We start from the raw sequence: 19,765 nt of genomic DNA, 5'->3' as shown, positions 1-19,765 counted from the left end.
CGAAGAGGTAACGACTGGCTCAGTTTTACTTTGCGCGATCAGGCGCGAAGTGGCTCAGATTTCAAATGCGTTTGACAAAGGCCCAGCCATCAAAAGGGGGCCATTCCGTTTGCTGCTTCCTCAGCAGTAGGAGCGCTTGGCTTGCGAAATGGCAAGATTCCGCAGGTGGGGCAAAAATAGTCCGCCGCGGTTCGTGAACCCCAGCGATAGACAGATAGACTATCTAACGGCGTCTGAAGGCGGAATGCGTCCGCAGGAACGCGATAAATTAACGCCCCCCCCCGCATCGAGCAGACAGAGCAGTCGCACTGCCCGCACATGATCTATGTCGGCGTCAATCTCGAAGCGCACTGCTTTGCAGTGGCATGAGCCCTGATAGGTTCGTATCATCAACCACTCCCGGCGACAATCCAGCTGCTGTGCAACACTCGTAACCTGGTTCGATCGCTCTTACAGAATCCGCATGCACCTTCTTCTCACATCAGTCAACACGGTACTGCCCCGACGCTTACTGCGAAACGAACCACGGCGCAACAGCGGGCGTCCGTGGTGATGGTGCAGATAGTTCATTGCGTTTTGGATCTTCATACGCTGCATCACGAAATACGCCACCGCAAATAAAAAGGCGGCGTCCCGATCAATGCCAGGGGAGTGAATTCGATTTCAAGATAGTGGCCCGGTTTTCAGGCGACGTATGCGACACGGGCACTTTTGGCGAGCGCAGCAAGACGGCCACCGTGAGATGCTTACGGATGCCCTGGCAGCCGCGCGTCTTGAGTTCGTTGAACACCTTGAGCCAGAACTTAGCGCCCTCGGTCTGCTTGATCCAGAGGCCCAGCACGTCGCGCTGGCCGTCGGCCTGAATGCCCAAAGCCGGATAGACGGCCTCGTTGCTGACCACGCCGTCGTCGCGGATCTTGACCCGCAGCGCGTCGAAGAACACCACCGGATACATCGTCTCGAGCGGGCGGCTCTGCCAGCTCAGCGCCTCGGCCATCACCTCGTCGGTGACCGAACTGATGAAGTCGGGCGATACCTCGGTGCCATAGTGCTCGGTCAGAAACCCTTGAATCTCGCGCACGTTCATGCCGCGGGCGTACATCGCGATAAAGCGTTCGTCGAAGCCAGTGCAACGGCGTTCGTGCTTGGGGATCAGGATCGGCTCGAAGCTGCCGTCACGGTCGCGAGGCACTTCGCCCCGGACTGGGCCGCGATCGGTGATGACCGTCTTGCCGCTGGCACCGTCGCGTTCGTTGACCTGCCCGGGCGGCTTAGGCTGGCCCGAAGGATAGCCCAGATGCAGATTCATCTCGGCGCCCATCGCGCGCTCGATGACCGCCTTGTTGAACGCCAGCCTCAGGTCCTGCACCTCGGCAGCGTCATCGGCCCCTTGACCAATTGGTCCAGCAGTTCCTTGGGCAGTTCAGGCAGCGGCCCTCGGGCCGCTGCCTGACGCGCTACAGTTTGTCTTTTCTTCTTCATCGGCATATCCATGGCCTTTACACCTCATGATATGCCCCGCCCACAAAATCACGGATAAGCCCGTACACGAGGCCGGCATTGCTGGTTTCGTGTGCGCACCCAACGCAATCGCGCGGCGATTTCTCGGCCCATCGCTTCCATTTAGTTGAAACGACGCCTATGAATCACTCACAATACATGAGTGGACAGTGGCCCAAACTGGTCCGCTACGCCCAGAACGTCAACTGGCTGATTTCGAAACCACCCGTGAGAGAACGCGATACGGTCGTTCATCATCGGCCGCAAGAGCTGGTTGTTCTCCGATACGATCGCCAGCGCACTGGTCCACGCCAACCTGTACTCCCTCGTCAAGACATGCAAAGCAAACAGCATCGAACCGCACGTCTACCTCGTCTGACTGTTCGCAAAGTTGCCGCTCACTTGCTGCAACCTCTGACGAATATGCTGACCTCACACCGTGGAGCATGGCAGCTGCCTCCAACTCCTGAGGGGTGTTCTTAAAAGACCGGATACGAAGAAATGCGGAAGACTCTGCAATATTCCGCAGATGGATAAAGCCGTTCCCTCTTCCACATCACGGCAGTGAAGTCGATCTCATTGAGGACGTCGGCACCTTTCACCTCCAAATTGGCGTGTCTTATACGCAACAGTCGCCCTTACAGTTCAAGCTGGTGCACGAAGCTCAAATCCGTTTGATGTCATGCGACGCACGTGCGGCTCGTCGACCTCCATGCCCAGCCCTGCTCTTTCCGGAAGATGCACCACTCCATTGCGCACGAACGTCGAAAAATCGGTCGGGTCGTCCGTGAGCCGTAACGTGGACATAAAGGCGTGCCCCACATCGACGAGATTCCCGATCGTTACGGCGTGTTGCAGTGACGCAGCTTGCGTGACGCCGAATTCGATCATCGAGTTCATGTAGCAACGAATGCCGAATGCCTCAGCCACCGCCGCAATGCGCTGAGCGCGCAATGGCCCGCCATTTTTGCTGCTTTTAACGCTAAAGATATTCGCGGCACCAGCGCGCGCCAGCTCAGCCGAATGTGATAGTCCCGCCACGGCTTCGTCAGCCGATATAGGGATGCGGCTGTCTCTCGCCAGCATTGCCGCACCTTCCAGGTCCGACTTGATCAATGGCTGTTCAACGAACGCCAAGCGGGAGCCGCTCACTCCATCAAGAAACTCGCGAGCCTCTGCGCGAGTCCAGCCTTCATTGGCGTCGGCGATTAGCGTGATCGCGCTCCCGTACCGCGCTTCAAGCTCCGCCACGCGCCCGATCTCGCTTCGTATCGGAGACGTGCCCATCTTCAGCATGAAACTGGAGAATCCTTGGACCATTCGCTCGTCAATTACGCGAATGTCTTCGTCGGCCGTGCCGTTACTGAGAGGCCACAGCACCGGCAGCGATTTCCTCAGGGCCCCACCCAATAGTGTCGCCGCCGGGACATTCAGCCGCTTGCCCAGAATATCGAGAAGCGCCATGGTAACCGCTCCCTTTGCGCTAAGATGCCCGGTAAGCTGTGCGTCGAGTTCCTCATCGATGCTGCCGGGAGCAGGAGCAGGAGATGCCATCACGATAGGCAGCAGGGTGTCCCTCAGCGCTCGCGCGGCATCGCTTGCCGTGCCGCCAGTAAAGACATCGTAAGGATTCGCTTCACCCCAACCCTCCACGCCGTCGGCGTCCGTCAGCTTCACCATTACGGCGCTCGTTGAGACCAACGTGCCTTCGGTCATCTTGTATGGCGTAACCAGCCCCGCCTCGATCTCAAAGACCTCGGCTGCGACGATACGCGCCATTGTTTTGATATTAAAATCAAGCATTGAAATCCCCAGAAATTCTCGAACAACGACCATCGAGGGTATGAAATTCTAATATTCCTGATAAAGTTAAATTCCGCACATCATATAGCCGCCATCGGCGCGCACAGCGTCACCCATTACCAAACGGTCGAAATTTTTCCGTCCACTCTCCAAAGCCGAGTCCAGCGTGACGATGAAAATCGACTCATAGTGCCTCGACGCCGCCGTGCTCATCAAGTCCAAAATGCGCACCAAGGCGAGATTGGAGACGTTCTGGAGAACATGATTGCTCCAAGCCTCGTCAATATATGACTTGAATTGAGCGACGATCGGCGCACGGCACGATGATGCGCCATTGAAGTCTCCAACGCCTCGATGTAACACATCACCGAATCTCTTTTTCTCAGCCAGAAGCTTAATGGTCCACAATCTGATATTGAAAATATTTTTTCGCTAGCTTATCGAGCGTGCCGTCTTGCTTTAATGACAAAATCGCCATATTCAGTCGTTCTTTCAAATCGGAATCCTGCTTTCGAACCCCAAAGGCAACCCCACGACCAAATATTTTTTCATCAGTCAATGGTCCGCCGACGAATGCGAAATCTTTTCCCTCTGGTTTTTTCAGAAAGCTATCTTCAGCACTTTGCTGCGACTGCAAGGCTGCATCGATTCGACCGGCAGCCAAATCAGCAAATACTGCTGTTTGACTCGGATATGTAATAACGGCAGCACCAGCTGGAGCCCACTTTTTTTCCGCGTAATATTGCTGCGTTCCACCTTGCTGAACGCCAATGCGCTTTCCTTTCAGCGATTCTGCGTCCGGAAGGATGTGACTACCCGATCGCGCCACCAGGCGAATCGGAGGCGTATAAATTATCGACGTAAAGTCAATCGCCTTCTCACGTTGCTCTGTAGCCCACATGGCCGAATTGATGGCGTCAAATTTTCTTGCCTGCAATGCAGGAATCAACCCATCGAAAGAATTCTCGATCCATTTGCACTTCACCTTCAACTTGGCGCAAACAGCGTTTCCAATATCAATATCGAAACCCGTCAATTCTCCACTGGGCAGCTTATATTCAAATGGAGGATAATCCGCCTCAATACCAAAGCGCAGAGTATCCGCCGCCCATGTTGACGTCGCAAGCACACACAGTACAGCCGAAGCAACAAATTTTCTCATCTCCGCTCCTCAACTCATCAGAATTTTAATCGACCTAACAATTCAGTTAGTCATATGATTTATTATCGGGTGAATCAGCCTGGCGCAAGCTACCTTAAAGCAAAAACAAACAGCGAACTCCGCTCCTTACCGTTCGATATGATCCATCAGGCGTACAACACAAACCTAAGAAGATGTCCAATCGTTCATTTGAGAAAGCGGAAGAACCTCGATCATTCCACCAAAAAAATTTCCCGACGACGAATACCCATTTCCCGCTCGTGTGGCCGCCCCATATTCTGAGTCGATACATACTCATCGTATGCTCCGGCAAACCCGTTCGCATTGCGACTACCTGTGCACGCTATGCAAATTTGAGATAGGTGCAGCCATGTGGTAGCAGGACCGGTCCGCGTCGATTCACAATCTCCACACACCTCCTCGAGCGGGCGATCTTCCCGATTCGCTCGCGCTTCCTACCTCTCATACGACATCGGACGGTTACACAACCGCCTGAACCTGAATCTCGACGAGAAGGTCTTCACCCGCAAGGCGCGATTCGACCGTAGCGCGTGCGGGAGGACAGGCCTTGTCGACCCATGCATCCCATGCTTCGTTCATGTCGTCGAAAGTATCGATGTCCGCCAGCCAGATGTTGGCAACCGCGATGCGAGATTTGTCGGTACCGGCTGCTTTCAGATGGCTATCGATCTGATCAAGAATGTCTTTCGTTTGTTGACCGACTCCACCCGTCGTGTCTCGGGCGGTCACGCCCGACAGGAAAACAAACCCATTCACGACCAACACCCTGCTTAGCCTTCCATTCACTCCCTGACGATCGATCATGCAGTGCCTCCGTAAAGTTCGGATGTGCCGCCATCGACACCCCGGTTGCCATCATTTGGATGCTTCTCGCCGAACGCTGCTCGTGTTCCGACGTATCGTCTGTCACTGGACACACTCTGCGGCTCCGGCCAATTGACCGAGCGTGAGCGGCTTGATGGGTGCCCTGATCCTGTAATAGCCCACAACTTCCGGGGAAACCTGACGTTCTTGCGCAATGATTTCGGAAACGGTGAGCCCGCACAGGCGTCCTTGACAGGGCCCCATCCCACATCGATTGAACGCCTTCGCCTGGTTCGGGCCGACACATCCGAGCGCAACCGACTCCCGAATTGCACCAGCCGTGACCTCCTCGCATCTGCAAACCAGTACGTCATCGGCCGGGATTCGCGCGCGGTCACTGGGTCGATACAGCGCGTCGAGAAACGGTCGAATGTGAAGGTGCCCGGCATGCTCGGCGCGCAATCGGCGCACGCTTCGGTTAAATTCGACAATGTCGATCTTGCCGTGACGCCGAACGATTTCCAGCCCGCATATCCGGCCTTGCGCCGTTGCCGCCTTCGCGCCGGCAATACCCCCACCGTCGCCCACGACGAATACATCAGGCACATCCAGCTCAAATACGTCGTTACGGTTCGGTACCCAGCAAAGCTGATCGATGTCCCAACGATGCGATGCCTGAAGCGACCAGGAGATCTGCGTATTCGGCACGACGCCTTGATGCAGGAGCACGAGTTCTGCTTCGACATGCTGGCGCTTGTTGCCAGCAGTGAAGGTCAGTCCGGTTACAGCCTGCTCACCTTCGATACGCAGATCTGATGCACCTCGGTAGACCGGTACCCGCGCGATTCGCAGCGCGCGCAGCAGGTTCACACCTTTCATCAGATCGCGCCATCCAAGCAACGCACTCGTCCAGTGTCTCGCCGCGCGCATCCTGTCGGCCAGAACGGTCGTCTCGACGACAGCACGAATGGGCACGCCAGCGCGCAGGTATTGCCACGCAAGCAGATAGAGTAGCGGCCCGCAACCCGCGAGCACGACAGGGTGTCTCGGCACCGTGCCCGATGCCTTCAGCAGGATTTGCGCCGCGCCGGCTGTCATCACGCCTGGCGTCGTCCATCCGGGAATCGGAAATGGCCTTTCCATCGCGCCGGTCGCCAGCACGAGGTGACGAGCCGCCAGCGACTTGCTGCGACCGCACTGCGTGTAATGAATCTCGCGGTCCCTGCTGACCAACCACACCTGGGCCCCCGCTTCGTGACGAACATTGCTTTCGGACACCGCCGCTGCGATAGCGGCGCCAGCCGCGTAGTCCGGCCCGAGCAATGCGACACGCTCGTCGTCGGTATGGGCGATGGACCGATAGATCTGCCCCCCCAATGTCGATTGCTCGTCAAGCAGCACGACCGACAGTCCGGCATGCGCGACGGCAGTCGCAGCGGCCATGCCCGCGGGCCCTGCGCCGATCACGGCAACATCAACTGATTCGGCAATCATTGTCCCTGCCCCTTGCGGTCGCTCGTATCGGATTCGACAGGCGATTCGATCGATACCTGCCTTACGCCTTCCTGCGACCGCACACGCATGCCGTCCCGCGTGCTTTCGAGGCAACTCTGACAATTGGGCTGGCCGTCGATCTCCACCAGGCACTCGAAGCAAACCCCCATCATGCAATACGGTGCACGCGCGGCTCCGCTCACGGGCGTTCTGCGGAAGCGTCGAATGCCCACGGCAAGGAGAACCGCCGCCAGATTCATCCCGCCCGGCACTTCGTATGGCGAATCGTTGAAGAAAATTCGCACCTTTGGGGCATGCGCGGTGGACAATTGCTCGAACAGAGGTTCAGTCGACATGGCTAAATGTTTCGTATGGTTTCCGGAAGCGATCAGCGGCGAACGCGTGTAGAACGGGGGCTTCCCGCGCGCCAGTGATCCAGCCCGCAAGGCGCAGCGCATGCGCCGCGGCCAGCGTGACGCCGCTATGGCAGCTGATATTGAACGCGCCCGGGCACGCGCTGGACTCCTCGTAGATCGGGAAGCCGTCCGGCGTCATCACGCGCAGCGCACCCCACGCTCGCACGAGACGCACATCACGAAGCAGCGGAAATGCTTTCACGCCGCGCATCGCAATCTCCGCGAGCACATCCGTCGTGACGCCGTTGTCGAAACCGACGTTTTCGAGTGAGTCGCCCAATTGGACGGTGCCTTCGTTCGTCTGACGCACGGTGACGGTCGGGAAACGCAGAAACGAAGCGACTCTCTCGCTGATCAGAACCTGACCACGTATCGGCACGACCGGTGCCTGCAGCCCGACCATCGGCGCGAGGTCCTTGTTGCCTAGCCCGGCGGCGAGCACGACCCTCGCAGAGCACCAGCGCTCGCGCTGTCCATGGACGACGAATCCGCCCGATTGCGAGTCGATTCGCACGACGCGCTCGGAGGTGGCGAAGTGTGCTTTACGGTTGACCAGGCCCCTTCGCAGGCCGAGCAGCAGCTTTAGAGGATTGACGTGGCCGTCCATCGGCGTATACGTTGCGCCGGCAATCGAAGCGCCGATTTCGGGGATGCGGGCCCTCAGGTCCACCGCGTCGAGCACCTCGAACGGATAGTCGCCATCGGCATCGCCCGACAGCTGCAGCAGTTGCCTTCCACGCTCCTGGAGTTCCTCATCCGAAAAACACAGGTCGAAACCGCCAGGTTGCAGTAATTGCGCGTCCACGCCGGTTTCATCACGCAATTCGTCGGCGAACGCTGGCCAGAGCCGCGCGGATTCACGGGTCCAGGTCGTGTAGGCAGGTAGCCCGATTCCTTTGCCTTGCACCCACACCAATCCAAAATTGCCAACGGAGGCGCCAAATGCGTCGTCCCCCTCGTCTACGACCAACACATGGGCACCTTGCCGGGCGATGCCATAGGCAACTGCTGATCCGACCAAACCACCACCAACGACGATCACATCGTAGTGGGCCGTCGAGCGATGCGTCTTCATACGGTCCTTGCTCAAAATAACAATGTCACCGTGGCTTGCCGCCCATTGGGGTTCAAGCACGGAAGGAACAAGCAATTCCGACCAGCTTTACTTGAAGCCGATGTCGCGGCCCCGGCAACGCGTGCGTATTAATACGGATGTTGAGCGACCACCCTTATGCAGTCAAATACCAATCTGACGCCAACCTATGCCAAAAAGAGATAGTCCAGATGAAACTACGCCAGATCGAAGCCTTCCGTGCGGTGATGCAAGCCGGCTCGACGACGGGCGCCGCTGCGGAACTTCACACCTCCCAGTCCAATGTAAGCAGGCTGATTACACAACTGGAGGCCGATACGCGGCTCGTGCTCTTCGAGCGCTCCGGGGGTCGTCTCAATCCAAAACCGGAAGCCAAGGCGCTTTTTCGCGAAGTCGAGCGTGTCTTCGTCGGGCTGAAAAGTCTCGCGTATGCGGCCGACAGCATTCGGAATCTTGGCAGCGGCCGTCTACGCATTGCGTCGATCCCCGGCATCGGCATGAGCTTTCTGCCGAGAGTCGTGCAGCGCTTCAGACAGTCTCGACCAGACGTGACCGTGTCGATTCACACGAACACGTCGAATACGGTAGAGCAATGGGTTTCTTCGCAGTTCTGCGACGTGGGGATCGTCGCGTTCGTCTCTGCGGCCGCTACGTGTCAGGCCGTTGCGTTGCCTGACTCGGAGGTCGTTTGCCTCTTGCCGAAGAATCATCGTCTCGCGAATAAAAGCAGAATCGAGGCATCGGACCTTCGCGGCGAGCAATACATTTCGCTCGTGCATGGCGACGGATCGCGGGAGGAGACGGACCGTGTGTTCGAACAAGAGGGAATCGAGCGCACCCTGTCGCTCGAAGCGCAGTACAGCGCGACATGTTGTGAAATGGTGAAGCTCGGGCTCGGTGTGACGCTCGCGCATCCGTTGGTGGCGACGGACTATGTGGGCCATGGGATCAAGGTGTTACCGTTTTCACCATCGATCAATTACCCCAATTTCCTTTTGTATCCTCCGCATGGGGCCGCGTCACAATTGGCTGAGGAGTTCGCTGCGCTGTTGCGGGATCAGTTCGAGCGCGAGATAACGGGCTGGCAGCAGTAAGCGTCATCCGGCACGAAGGCAGCTGCAGCTGCAGCTGCAGCTGCGGCTGCGGCTGCGGCTGCGGCTGCGGCTGCGGCTGCGGCTGCGGCTGCGGCTGCGGCTGCGGCTGCGGCTGCGCCAGCGCAGCCGTGTGGGTCAATCAATATCGCTTACTGTTCGTCCGGAGACTAGAACTTGTGTCGGATCCCGGTGACTGCGACAAACTGATTACCGTTCGACGAAGCCGAGAACCCCGTGATGTTCGCGACGGCCGTCTTGCCGGTCGAGTCCGTTCCTGTCGCATGCTGATAGATGCCGCTGATATAGACGTCGGTTCGCGGCGACAGGAAATAGTCCACGCCGAGATTCACCTGATGGTAGGTTGCATGGTTGACGCCATAGCCTTTCATGTAGTCATACGAGGCGCCCACGGTCAATGCAGGCGTCAGCAGATACTTGAAGTTCATTTCGGCATTGTGGAACGCCGCCGTACCTTGATAGTGCAACGAATTCAGCGACGAAAGCGCACCCAGGCCGCGGAACTGCGTGTTCGTGTACATCGCGCCGATCGTCGCATGGCCAAGCTGATATGCCGCACCCGCTGCGATGATCTGCTGGGTGCGCGCTGACGCGTAGCCCGAATAGACCGTGCTGGCCGTCATGTTCGACGCGGTAGTGCTCGACGTGCTGTTGTTGCCGAAAAAGGAGTAATTCGGATCTCGCGCATTGAGATAACCTACGCCCAGCGACAGCGGTCCGCGGTCGTATCCGGCACCGACCGACCAGATCTGATTCGTGCCGGAATGCCCTGCAACTCCGCCAAGACTATACACACCGCCGAACTTCAGTCCCGCGTAGTCGACGCTCTTGAACTTGATCGCGTTGTTGACGCGGTTCGAATTCTGCAGATTGTCCAGATCGCCGGGATGCGCGCCGTAGCCGGTCGCCCATTGCGCCGCTGATTCGAAGCGCGCGGCAAAATCGACCACGACGTCATACTGCCGCCCCAACGTGACGGAGCCGAAGCGGTCCGACGCCAGCCCGACATAGGCCTGCCGGCCGAATTCGTCCCCCCCCTGCAACAACTTGCCATTCGTCACGTTGTAACCGTTCTCGATCGCGAACACGGCTTTCAGCCCCGCGCCCAGATCTTCGGCGCCACGAAGGCCCCAACGGCTACCCTGCATGTTTCCGCTCGACAGCTGATAGAGCCTGCTGCCGCCAGAGTTGCTGTTGAACGCAATACCGGCGTCGACGATGCCGTACAGTGTCACGCTGCTCTGAGCATGAGAAGGAATACTAATTACCGACAGTACCGCCGTGACGGCAAGCAGGTTTTTTTTCACGTTGATCTCCAGGGTTGAATGCAATCAGGCGCTTCGCGTGTAGTCCGAGAAGTCGGTGCCATTGCACTCTAGCGCTGCTCTTTCCGTGGTGCGTTCGAAATCAAACAAGCGGGCTTTGCGCGGGATGCAAAGCTCGCCCCCTACGTCCAGGGGGCACCGCACCTACGGATGTCGCGCCTGGGTTCGCTGCAGATCAGCGGTCAGATGCTCAAGGCAAAGCGTGGCAAGCTCTGTAAGCGGCCGAGCCGCAGAGGTTTTCACCTGCAGACGACGCTGCTGCAGGAGTGGATTGTCGAACGGCACCGCAACAAGGCCGTCTGCTTCGAACCGGTTTGCAACCGACATGAAACCGGAAAGCATGATCGCGCCCGGAATCACCTGCGTGAAGCGGTACAGCGAAGCCACATAACGGCTCGTGATCGGCGTCACGACATCAATGCCCTCGACGTTACAGGCAATGTCGAACAACTGCCGTATGGTCGTTCCCGTGTCCTGCAGGAGCACCGGATGGGCCTGCAGGTCGACCAAGGACAGCGTCTGGCGAGATGCCAGCGGATGATCCTGTGACATTAGCGCCAGCACCGGCGCAGGCAACGTGAGATGCGCTACCACATCGGGTTCGGGTTTCAGGCTGAACGACAGCGCAATCGCCGCGTCGCCGTCCACCAGCATTCGGCTCGCACCGTCCGACGACGTCACTTCGATCGAGATGACAGCATCCCGATGCTGCGTGTAGAACGCGGAAAGCGAGTTGGGCAGGAAGTCTAGTGCAAAGCCCTCAGTGCACGAGATTCGGAGCTTGCGCTCGCGGCGCGCCTTGTCCCCCTGGATTGCGCTCATCACGGCCTGCCCCTCCGCGAGGCTGCTCTGCGCGTAACGCAGCAGCATGCGCCCCGCGTCCGAGAGAACCATGCCGCGCGCGTGCCGCTCGAACAGCGGTGCGCCAACATCACCCTCCAGCTTCGCAATGTGGCGGCTCAGCGCCGAGACGGTGGCGCCAAGCTTTTCGGTCGCCGCGCTGAGCGACCCGCTCTGCGCCACCACTGAAAAGTAGTACAACGACGAATCAAGCAGGTTGCGCATGGCGTGTCTCCGCGGGGTTTGCGATTTTCGCAAATATACGTTGTTTGATTGCGAATACAAAAAACATTCGATGCCGGTAGTCTGAACGTCATCGATGCTCCACATTTTTCGACATGACACGCTCCGAAGCCCTCTCGCACGCCGCCCGCCACTATGACAGCGGCGCCTTTCATGCGGCGTTGAGCCGCCGTGTCGCGTTGCGCACGGAGAGCCAGAATCCGCAGGCGGAAGCGGCACTGCGCCACTATCTGTCCGACGAAATTGGACCGGCTCTGCATGCGCTCGGTTTCACGACGGAAATCGTCGAGAACCCGGTGGCCGGCATGCCACCCATGCTTGTCGGCGAGCGCATGGAATCCGCCGGGCTACCGACGGTGCTGATCTACGGCCACGGAGACGTCGTGAACGGCGACGAGCACAACTGGTCGCAAGGGCGCTCGCCGTGGGAGCTGCACATCGAAGGCGATCGTTGGTATGGCCGCGGCACTGCGGACAACAAGGGACAGCATTCGATCAACCTGACTGCCCTCGCTTCGGTGCTCGCCACGCGCGGCTCGCTAGGGTTCAACGCCAAGGTGATCATCGAAATGGGCGAGGAAGTGGGCTCGCCGGGGCTCGATGCGGTCTGTACGCGATACGCGGAACGGCTGCAGGCCGACCTGCTGATCGCGTCGGACGGCCCGCGCCAACGCGCCGCCGCCCCCACCATGTTCCTCGGCTCGCGCGGCGCACTGCATTTCCGGCTGCGCGTCGTCAACTCGTTCGGCGCGCGTCATTCCGGCAATTGGGGTGGCGTGCTCGCCAATCCCGCAACGGTGCTGGCCAATGCGCTCGCGAGCCTCGTCGACGGCCACGGCCGGATCCGCGTCAATGGCCTGTTGCCGCCACCGATTCCGCAGCGCGTGCGCGAGCTCGTCGGCAAGCTCGAAGTCGGCGCCGACGACGGCGATCCGCCGCTGTCGCAGGGCTGGGGCGAACCGGGTCTGAGCGACGCCGAACGCGTCTACGCATGGAATACGCTCGAAGTGCTCGCGATGCAGGCAGGCAACATCGGCAGACCCATCAGCGCGATTCCCGCCAGCGCGGAAGCGGTCTGCCAATTGCGCTTCGTGGTGGGCACCGACTGGTTGAACGCGCGTGAACTGCTGCTCGCCCATCTGCGTCGCGAAGGGTTCGACAATGTCGACGTCACGATCGAGGCCTCCGGCAATGCGACGCGCCTCGACCCGGACCATCCATGGTCGCGCTGGGCCGAAGCATCGATCGCGACCACCAGCGGCAAGCCGGTGACGATCCTGCCGAACCTCGGCGGCACGATCCCGAACGAGTGCTTTGCGACGACGCTCGGCCTCGCGACCATCTGGGTGCCGCACTCCTATCCGAACTGCCGCCAGCATGCGCCGGACGAACACCTTCTCGGCAGCGTCGCACGCGAAGCGCTGCAGATCATGACGGGATTATTCTGGGATCTGGGCGTATCCGGGCGGGCGATACACAACGCACTTCATACCGCCGCGGCACGCTGATTCCAGCCTGAGCCGACTTGACTCGACACTACTCCTCTCCGGACCACGCTCATGCAATCCATCGTCACAGATCAACCGGCCGTCCGCCAGGACAACGGGCCACTGAAGCGCCTGATCGTCGCCAGCAGCATCGGTAATGCACTCGAATGGTTCGACTTCGCCGCATACGGCTTCTTCGCGGTCACGTTATCGAAGCTGTTCTTCCCCGCGCACGACGACACGGTTTCGCTGCTCCTCACGTTCGGCACGTTCGGTATTTCGTACGTGTTCCGCCCGCTCGGCGCGCTGGTGCTCGGCCGCTACGCTGACCGGCACGGTCGCAAGGCGGGGCTGCTCGCCGCACTTTGGCTGACTACGGTCGGCACGCTGGTTTGCGCGCTGATTCCCACCTACGCAAGTATCGGCATCGCGGCACCGATCGGGCTGATGCTGGCGCGCGTGCTCATCGCGTTTTCGACGGGCGGGGAGTTCGGCAGCGGCACAGCGCTGATGATCGAACAACAGTCCGCACGGAAGTCGTTTCTCGGCAGCTGGCAGTTCTCCAGTCAGGGAGCCGCCACGGTGCTTGCGTCATTCGCCGGACTCGCGTTGAGCGGCCTGCTCACGCCCGCCCAGATCGAATCGTGGGGCTGGCGCATGCCGTTCGTGTTCGGCCTGCTGGTCGCGCCGGTCGGCCTCTATATTCGACGCCATATCGACGACACGCTGCAGCCGTCGCAAGCCAAACACGCCGCACCAGTACGCGACCTGCTTGCACACCATCTCGGCCGCGTCGCGCTCGCCGCGGGCATCATGGCCGTCTCGACCGCAGCCAGTTATCTGATGATTCTTTACATGCCGACTTATGCGGTCAAACAGCTGCATCTGCCTGCCTCCACCGGCTTCGCTGCAACCGTGCTGACGGGCGCGATCCTGATGATCTTCACGCCGCTGATGGGCCATTTCGCGGATCGTTACGGTCGCGGCAGGATGATGGTCGTTTCCGCCACCCTTACGCTGCTGACGATCTATCCGTGCTTTCGCTGGCTGATCGGTTCCCCGTCGTTCGCGGTGCTGATGGCGATCATGGTGCTGGCAGGTGCCTTGAAGGCGATCTATTTCGGGCCGCTCGCGGCAGTGCTGGCTTCGCTGTTTCCGACCACCGTGCGCAGCACCGGCCTCGGGTTCAGCTACAACATCGGCGTGATGGTGTTCGGCGGATTCACGCCGTGGCTCGTCACCGCGATGATCGGCTGGACTCACGATCCGGTCTCCCCCGCGTTCTACCTGATGGCCTGCGCAGTGCTGAGCCTGTGCTGCATCGGAATCCATCACCGGTCCATCGTCAAACACATCTAGTCCGACACCCGACATCCGGACGCAACCTCGACCATGACGCCATCCTCCATTGCAACCGACGACGACTTCAGCGGCTGGCTGATGTATCACTCTGTCGGCATCTTTCCCGGCCAGCAGGCTGCGGTAACGGACGCGCTCGCGCGTTTCACCGCCGACTGGTATGCCCCGGACGATCGCCGCTGGGCCGCCGGACTCGGCGCGCGCGATGCGCTCCTTTCGAGCTGGGCGACGCTGATCGGTGCAGACGCCGCACACGTGTTCGGGGCCCAGAACGTGACGGACGTCTTCGCACGCTTTCTCGACGGCCTCGACGACGCCGCGCTGGCGGGTCGGACCGTGCTGGTCGCCGCGGACTGCTTCCCCAGCCTGCATTTCCTGCTCAACGGTGTGGCCGCGAGACGCGGATTCACGCTGAAAACCGTGCCCGTGCGCGAAGGCGAGGCGTACGTGCGCGATGAAGACTTCATCGCCGCCTGGGATGCGGAGGTCGCGCTCGCGTTGGTCACATGGGTGTCGTCGCTGACGTCGAAGCGCGTCGATCTGGCTGCGCTCATCGCGCAGGCGCGCAGCACCGGCAGCCTCGTCGCGCTCGACATCACCCAGGGCGCCGGCATCCTGCCGTTCGATCTGCACGATACACCGGTCGATTTCGTTTGCGGTTCCACGCTCAAGTGGCTGTGCGGCGCGCCTGGCACCGGCCTCGGTTATGTCGCGCCGCATCTGCTGGATAACGGCATGCAGCCTGGCGTGCGAGGCTGGTTCAGTCAGCCGGATCCATTCAACTGGAACCTCGACACGTTTTCCTATGCAGCGGGCGCGCGTCGCTTCGATACCGGCACGCCATCGTTGCTGCCGTTCGTCGCGTCGCAGCCGGGCATCGACTGGCTGCTCGCTCAACGCCCGGGCGAGTTGCGCACGCACAATCTCGCGCTTTGCCATCAACTGATGGAGATCGCCGATGGGCTAGGCTACCGGCTGCTGTCGCCTCGCGACGACGGGCTGCGCGGCGGCAGTGTGATGGTCGAGATCCCGGCGGATCATGATCCTCAGCTGATCGTGACGATGCTGGCATCACGGCGGATCCATGTCGATTCACGTGGCCGTACGCTGCGGTTGTCACCGGGCGCGACGACTACCGCTGCCGGAATCGAGCGCGTCGCGGCGCACCTGCCGCGATGAAAACGCCGCACATCGTACGTTCGAAGGCACCGCGCCGCGAGGGCGTGTCGTGCGTGCTGACCGGACCGCCGCAGCCGACACGGTAAGACGCAACTACATCCCTTGTACCACGACACTCCACGGACGAATTATGGCAACGACCCTTCCCTTCCAACCGATCGTCGGCATTCGCGGCTTTCACGTGCCGATGTCCTGCACCGATCTGCCTGCGACGACGCAGTTCTTCATCGAGCGCCTCGGTTTTCGCATCGACGCGATTTTCCCCGCGGACAGCCCTCGCACGGCCATCCTGTCGCGCGGCAACCTGACACTGCGCGTGGCCGTCGGCGCGCCCGATGGCGTGACGAAGCTCGATGTGCTCTGCGACGACGAGATGCAGCTCGGCGAATCCAATCGGACGCTCGTTGCACCGAACGGCGTCGAAATCCGCTTGATCGCCGCCGAGCCGAAGATGAAAACGCCCGTCAACCGACAGGAACTCGTGCTGTCGCGTGTACAGGACGGCGCCGAATGGAGCGTCGGACGCGCCGGACTGCGCTATCGCGACCTGCTGCCGAATCGGCACGGCGGCGCGTTCATCGCATCGCACATTCGCATTCTCGAAGGCGGCCCGGTGCCCGATTACGTGCACTTTCACAAAATCCGCTTCCAGATGATCTTCTGCCGCAAAGGCTGGGTGCGGGTCGTCTACGAAGGCCAGGGCGAGCCGTTCGTGCTGAATGCCGGCGACTGTGTGCTGCAGCCGCCATGCATCCGGCATCGCGTGCTCGAGAGCTCGGCCGGCGCGGAAGTGATCGAGATCGGCACGCCGGCCGAACACATCACGATGGCCGACCACGACATGACGCTGCCGAGCAGCACGCTCGAGCCGGACCGCGAGTTCGACGGACAGCGCTTCGTGCGCTACGAGCAGGCACGCGGGAGCTGGTCCCAGTGGCGGATGAACGGCTTCGTCGCCTCCGACACCGGCATCGGTCGTGCAACCGATGGTTTGGCCGGTGTGCGCCTGGTTCGTCTGGAGGAAAGCGCGCAGGTCGAGCAATTGCAGCACGAATCGGAGTTCTGCTTCTTTTTCGTGTTGTCCGGACAGTTGACGGTCACGCAAGGGGCGAATGCCTATCCTCTGACGGCCGACGACAGCATTGCGATTCCGGGCGGGACACCGTACGGCTTTGCCGACTGCAGCATCGACCTGGAACTGCTCGAAGTAACGTTGCCGGCTGAGCTGACGCTGTCGTGAATCTTACGAGGCCGGCCGATGCATCGGCACGCCTGCCGCGGCTAACGTCATGAACTCGTTGGGATCACGGGCGCACTCTCGACCGTGATCGCAAATACGCGATTAGTTCCGCCAGATTCCCGCGCCGACAGCGGGATCGCGCGCGTGTCCGCAATGCGGGTGAAATTACCGGGGAACGCGGCGCGGATCTTGAGGAAGAAATATTCCTCGTCGCGGTACCCGTCGGCCCGACGCTTGATGACCTTGATGGTGTTGTTGATGCCTTCGACGACGCTGGTATTGAGCGGATGGCGGCAGCAGGCGAGGGTTCCGTGCCAGTAACCCCGCAAGCGCTGCGCGAACAGTTGCAGCGCGGCAATCCCGCTTTGCCGGGCTTGCTCGATCCAGTGTTCCCAGGCTTCTTCCGCCCAGACAGGCTTCCGGTAGAACCAGAGCCGTTTGAGTTCGTTGATATTCAAGCGTGAACGGTGTCTGGCTGGAACATGTCACTGAATCAATTCCAGGTGGGTCCGATGTATATCGATTCGCCGCGACCAGCCCCCTAAAAACGTCGCACTTCCCGCAATTGATTCGAGTTTTGGTGCGTTCGGCTGAAAGGTTCTTTCCGCCCTTTCATGCATCTTTCACAAAGCCAACATATCGTACGCGCTCTCTTGACACTTCGTGGAACATACTTGTCATGCCATTGCGTCGACGAATCTCACGCCATACGCTCGCCATCGCGGTTACCGCGACCTTCCTCGTCGCCGCATGCGGCGGCGACGACATCGGCGGGGCCGAACCACCTGCAATCGTTGCACAGATCCCAGCAGCTCCTGCTGATCCAGGCTTCATCGACAGTGCACCCGTGCCTGCTGGCGTGCCCGCATTCGTCGACACCGCGGCGACGAATCAGCGCGGCGACGCGCGCTACGCGTCGATGAATACGAATGCTGGCGTGCGCGTGCTAAACGGCTTTCGTGCGCTGTGGCAACCCCTCACGGACCTCGTCGATGCGGGCGTCAGTGCTCCCGCTGCCGGGGGTTTCCCGGCGATCGCGCCGTCGCTTTGGACCGGTCTGCCAAACGACGGCTCGCCCGGCGGAACCGCACTCAATGCGGCGGTGCTGAATGCAAACGTTCAGTATGTAGTCAATGCGACGATGCAACGCACCGCCGCGCAAGCAGAGGCCGCGTATTACGACGATCGTCGCGGCAAAGGTTACAGCGTATCGGATGGCATGGGTCCGCTTACCGACGCATGGCGCAGCGCCGCACGGCAAACGACCAGCATCACGTCGGTGCCTTCCGACGCGACGACGAAGCTCTACAGCGATACCGGCAACAACACTGGCGTAGGGGGTAGCGCCAACGCACAGTTCGGTTCCGTCGTCGACTTCATCAATACCATGGGCAACAACGGCTCCACCGAGCCTGCAAAGCGCTTCTACAAGTATGCGCGTCCATACCGATGGAGCACGAGCGTGATGGTCGCACCGACGCTCGTTCCGGCCGAGAGTTCGGCGCCCGCAACCGACGGCGGTTTCCCGAGCGGCCATTCCGCCGAAGCCATGCGCGACGCCCTTGCGATGGCCTATGTGCTGCCCGAGCGGTTTCAGGAGATGATCGGTCGCGGGCTCGAACTCGGCGAGAACCGCATCCTCGCCGGCATGCATTCGCCACTCGACGTGATCGGCGGCCGCGTGCTCGCACAGGCGGTGGTCGCCGCCAATCTCGTCGATCCGGCGAACACGGCGCTGAAGCAAGCAGCACTGCAGCAGGCGCACACCGCGCTGTACTCACTGACCAACACAACACCCGCAACCTTCACTGCTATCGCGCATGCCGGCACGGTATCGAATGATCGCTTCTCCGATTACGCGGCGGGCAAGGCAAACTATGCGCGCAGGCTGACGTTTGGCTTCGCACCGATCGGAACGACGACTGACGGCGCGGTCGTGCCGAAAGGCGCCGAAGTGCTGCTCGAAACACGGTTGCCGTATCTGAGTGCCGATCAGCGTCGAGTCGTACTGAAGACGACCGCACTGGCATCCGGCTCTCCGGTGCTCGACGATACCGAAGGCTGGGGGCGGCTCAACCTGTTCGCGGCCGCGGATGGCTACGGCATCTTTACCGGCAACGTCAGCGTAACAATGGATGCGTCGCAAGGCGGGTTCAACGCAATCGATACATGGCGTAACGATATCGGCGGCGAAGGCAAGCTGACTTTCGCCGGCACCGGCATGCTGACACTGGCCGGCGCGAACGGCTATCGGGGAGGCACCGAGGTCCGCGGCGGGACGCTTGCAGCGGGATCGACCCAGGCATTTGGTGCGGGTGACGTATACATCTCCGGCGGGAGCCTCGCGATCAAGGCCCCGGCACGCGCCAACATCAACGGCCAGTACACCCAGATGAAGGGCGCCACTCTCGAGATCGACCGCGGTACAGGTGACACAGGTCGGCTCGCGGTCGCCGGAAAGACGACCCTGGTCGGCGGCACCCTGCATGTACGGTTCGCGGCCGGCACCACCCCGAAGGTCGGCGACGTCGTTTCGCTCATCGATACGAGCCGCTTGCAGGGACGCTTCGATACCGTCGTGGTGGACGGATTCAAGGCAACCGCGCTTTACAGTTCGTCTGGCGTACAGATCCGGCTCGATGCCTAATGGCGTTGCCGGGGCGCACCTACCGCCCCGGCAATCCTGG

General features: G+C 60.5%; 15 protein-coding genes and 2 pseudogenes. 6 read left to right on the top strand and 11 right to left on the bottom strand.

Going from position 1 to position 19,765, the window contains the following annotated elements:
• Nucleotides 1-751 precede the first annotated feature (751 nt).
• The 8 genes and pseudogenes from DIE11_RS32490 to DIE11_RS32450 form a co-directional block, all read right to left on the bottom strand.
• Nucleotides 752-1,488, bottom strand: a pseudogene (locus DIE11_RS32490) (IS256 family transposase); the annotation flags it as partial.
• A gap of 657 nt (nt 1,489-2,145) precedes the next feature.
• Nucleotides 2,146-3,303 (bottom strand): enolase C-terminal domain-like protein, encoded by a 1,158-nt coding sequence (locus DIE11_RS32480; protein WP_124489165.1) that lies wholly within the window; start codon nt 3,301-3,303, stop codon nt 2,146-2,148.
• Nucleotides 3,304-3,369: 66 nt separating this feature from the next.
• Nucleotides 3,370-3,711 (bottom strand): hypothetical protein, encoded by a 342-nt coding sequence (locus DIE11_RS32475; RefSeq protein ID WP_124489164.1) that lies wholly within the window; start codon nt 3,709-3,711, stop codon nt 3,370-3,372.
• On the bottom strand, nt 3,698-4,465 hold the full coding sequence (locus DIE11_RS32470) for an ABC transporter substrate-binding protein (RefSeq protein WP_124489163.1): 768 nt from the start codon (nt 4,463-4,465) through the stop codon (nt 3,698-3,700). Before DIE11_RS32470 ends, DIE11_RS32475 begins: the two co-directional genes overlap by 14 nt.
• A gap of 480 nt (nt 4,466-4,945) precedes the next feature.
• A complete protein-coding gene (locus tag DIE11_RS32465; RefSeq protein WP_124489162.1) occupies nt 4,946-5,290 on the bottom strand; it encodes a RidA family protein in 345 nt (114 codons plus the stop codon).
• A 102-nt stretch (nt 5,291-5,392) separates the two neighbouring features.
• Nucleotides 5,393-6,784 carry an NAD(P)/FAD-dependent oxidoreductase gene (locus tag DIE11_RS32460; protein WP_124489161.1) on the bottom strand — a complete coding sequence of 464 codons (1,392 nt, stop codon included), beginning with the start codon at nt 6,782-6,784 and terminating at the stop codon, nt 5,393-5,395.
• The gene (locus DIE11_RS32455; protein WP_124489160.1) at nt 6,781-7,140 is read right to left on the bottom strand and encodes a (2Fe-2S)-binding protein; all 360 of its coding nucleotides are present in this window, start codon (nt 7,138-7,140) and stop codon (nt 6,781-6,783) included. Before DIE11_RS32455 ends, DIE11_RS32460 begins: the two co-directional genes overlap by 4 nt.
• Nucleotides 7,130-8,275, bottom strand: coding sequence for an FAD-binding oxidoreductase (locus tag DIE11_RS32450; protein WP_124489159.1), 1,146 nt, complete (start codon nt 8,273-8,275; stop codon nt 7,130-7,132). The genes DIE11_RS32455 and DIE11_RS32450 overlap by 11 nt, the downstream gene beginning before the upstream one ends.
• Nucleotides 8,276-8,484: 209 nt before the next feature.
• On the opposite strand from DIE11_RS32450, the gene DIE11_RS32445 reads away from it, so the two are divergent.
• The gene (locus tag DIE11_RS32445; protein ID WP_124489158.1) at nt 8,485-9,387 is read left to right on the top strand and encodes a LysR substrate-binding domain-containing protein; all 903 of its coding nucleotides are present in this window, start codon (nt 8,485-8,487) and stop codon (nt 9,385-9,387) included.
• Between the two features lie 167 nt (nt 9,388-9,554).
• Here DIE11_RS32445 and DIE11_RS32435 read toward each other — a convergent pair whose 3' ends face one another.
• Nucleotides 9,555-10,712 carry a porin gene (locus DIE11_RS32435; protein WP_124489156.1) on the bottom strand — a complete coding sequence of 386 codons (1,158 nt, stop codon included), beginning with the start codon at nt 10,710-10,712 and terminating at the stop codon, nt 9,555-9,557.
• Between the two features lie 162 nt (nt 10,713-10,874).
• Complete coding sequence (locus tag DIE11_RS32430) at nt 10,875-11,795, bottom strand: LysR family transcriptional regulator (protein ID WP_124489155.1); 921 nt, start codon at nt 11,793-11,795, stop codon at nt 10,875-10,877.
• A 113-nt stretch (nt 11,796-11,908) separates the two neighbouring features.
• Here DIE11_RS32430 and DIE11_RS32425 point away from each other — a divergent pair, with 113 nt between their 5' ends.
• The 4 genes from DIE11_RS32425 (at nt 11,909) to DIE11_RS32410 (ending at nt 17,078) form a co-directional block, all read left to right on the top strand.
• Nucleotides 11,909-13,321 (top strand): M20 family metallopeptidase, encoded by a 1,413-nt coding sequence (locus DIE11_RS32425; protein WP_124489154.1) that lies wholly within the window; start codon nt 11,909-11,911, stop codon nt 13,319-13,321.
• 51 nt (nt 13,322-13,372) lie between these two features.
• A complete protein-coding gene (locus DIE11_RS32420; protein WP_124489153.1) occupies nt 13,373-14,659 on the top strand; it encodes an MFS transporter in 1,287 nt (428 codons plus the stop codon).
• A 33-nt stretch (nt 14,660-14,692) separates the two neighbouring features.
• On the top strand, nt 14,693-15,838 hold the full coding sequence (locus tag DIE11_RS32415; protein ID WP_124489152.1) for an aminotransferase class V-fold PLP-dependent enzyme: 1,146 nt from the start codon (nt 14,693-14,695) through the stop codon (nt 15,836-15,838).
• A 130-nt stretch (nt 15,839-15,968) separates the two neighbouring features.
• On the top strand, nt 15,969-17,078 hold the full coding sequence (locus DIE11_RS32410) for a cupin domain-containing protein (protein WP_124489168.1): 1,110 nt from the start codon (nt 15,969-15,971) through the stop codon (nt 17,076-17,078).
• Nucleotides 17,079-17,245: 167 nt separating this feature from the next.
• On the opposite strand, the pseudogene DIE11_RS32405 reads toward DIE11_RS32410, so the two are convergent.
• A pseudogene (locus tag DIE11_RS32405) lies at nt 17,246-17,527 on the bottom strand (transposase); the annotation flags it as partial.
• A gap of 230 nt (nt 17,528-17,757) precedes the next feature.
• On the opposite strand from DIE11_RS32405, the gene DIE11_RS32400 reads away from it, so the two are divergent.
• Nucleotides 17,758-19,725 (top strand): phosphatase PAP2 family protein, encoded by a 1,968-nt coding sequence (locus DIE11_RS32400; protein WP_124489151.1) that lies wholly within the window; start codon nt 17,758-17,760, stop codon nt 19,723-19,725.
• Nucleotides 19,726-19,765 lie beyond the last annotated feature (40 nt).

The sequence above is a fragment of the Burkholderia sp. Bp9012 genome, from assembly GCF_003853825.1.
GTDB lineage: Bacteria > Pseudomonadota > Gammaproteobacteria > Burkholderiales > Burkholderiaceae > Burkholderia > Burkholderia diffusa.
This window is presented reverse-complemented; position numbering and strand designations above follow the sequence as displayed.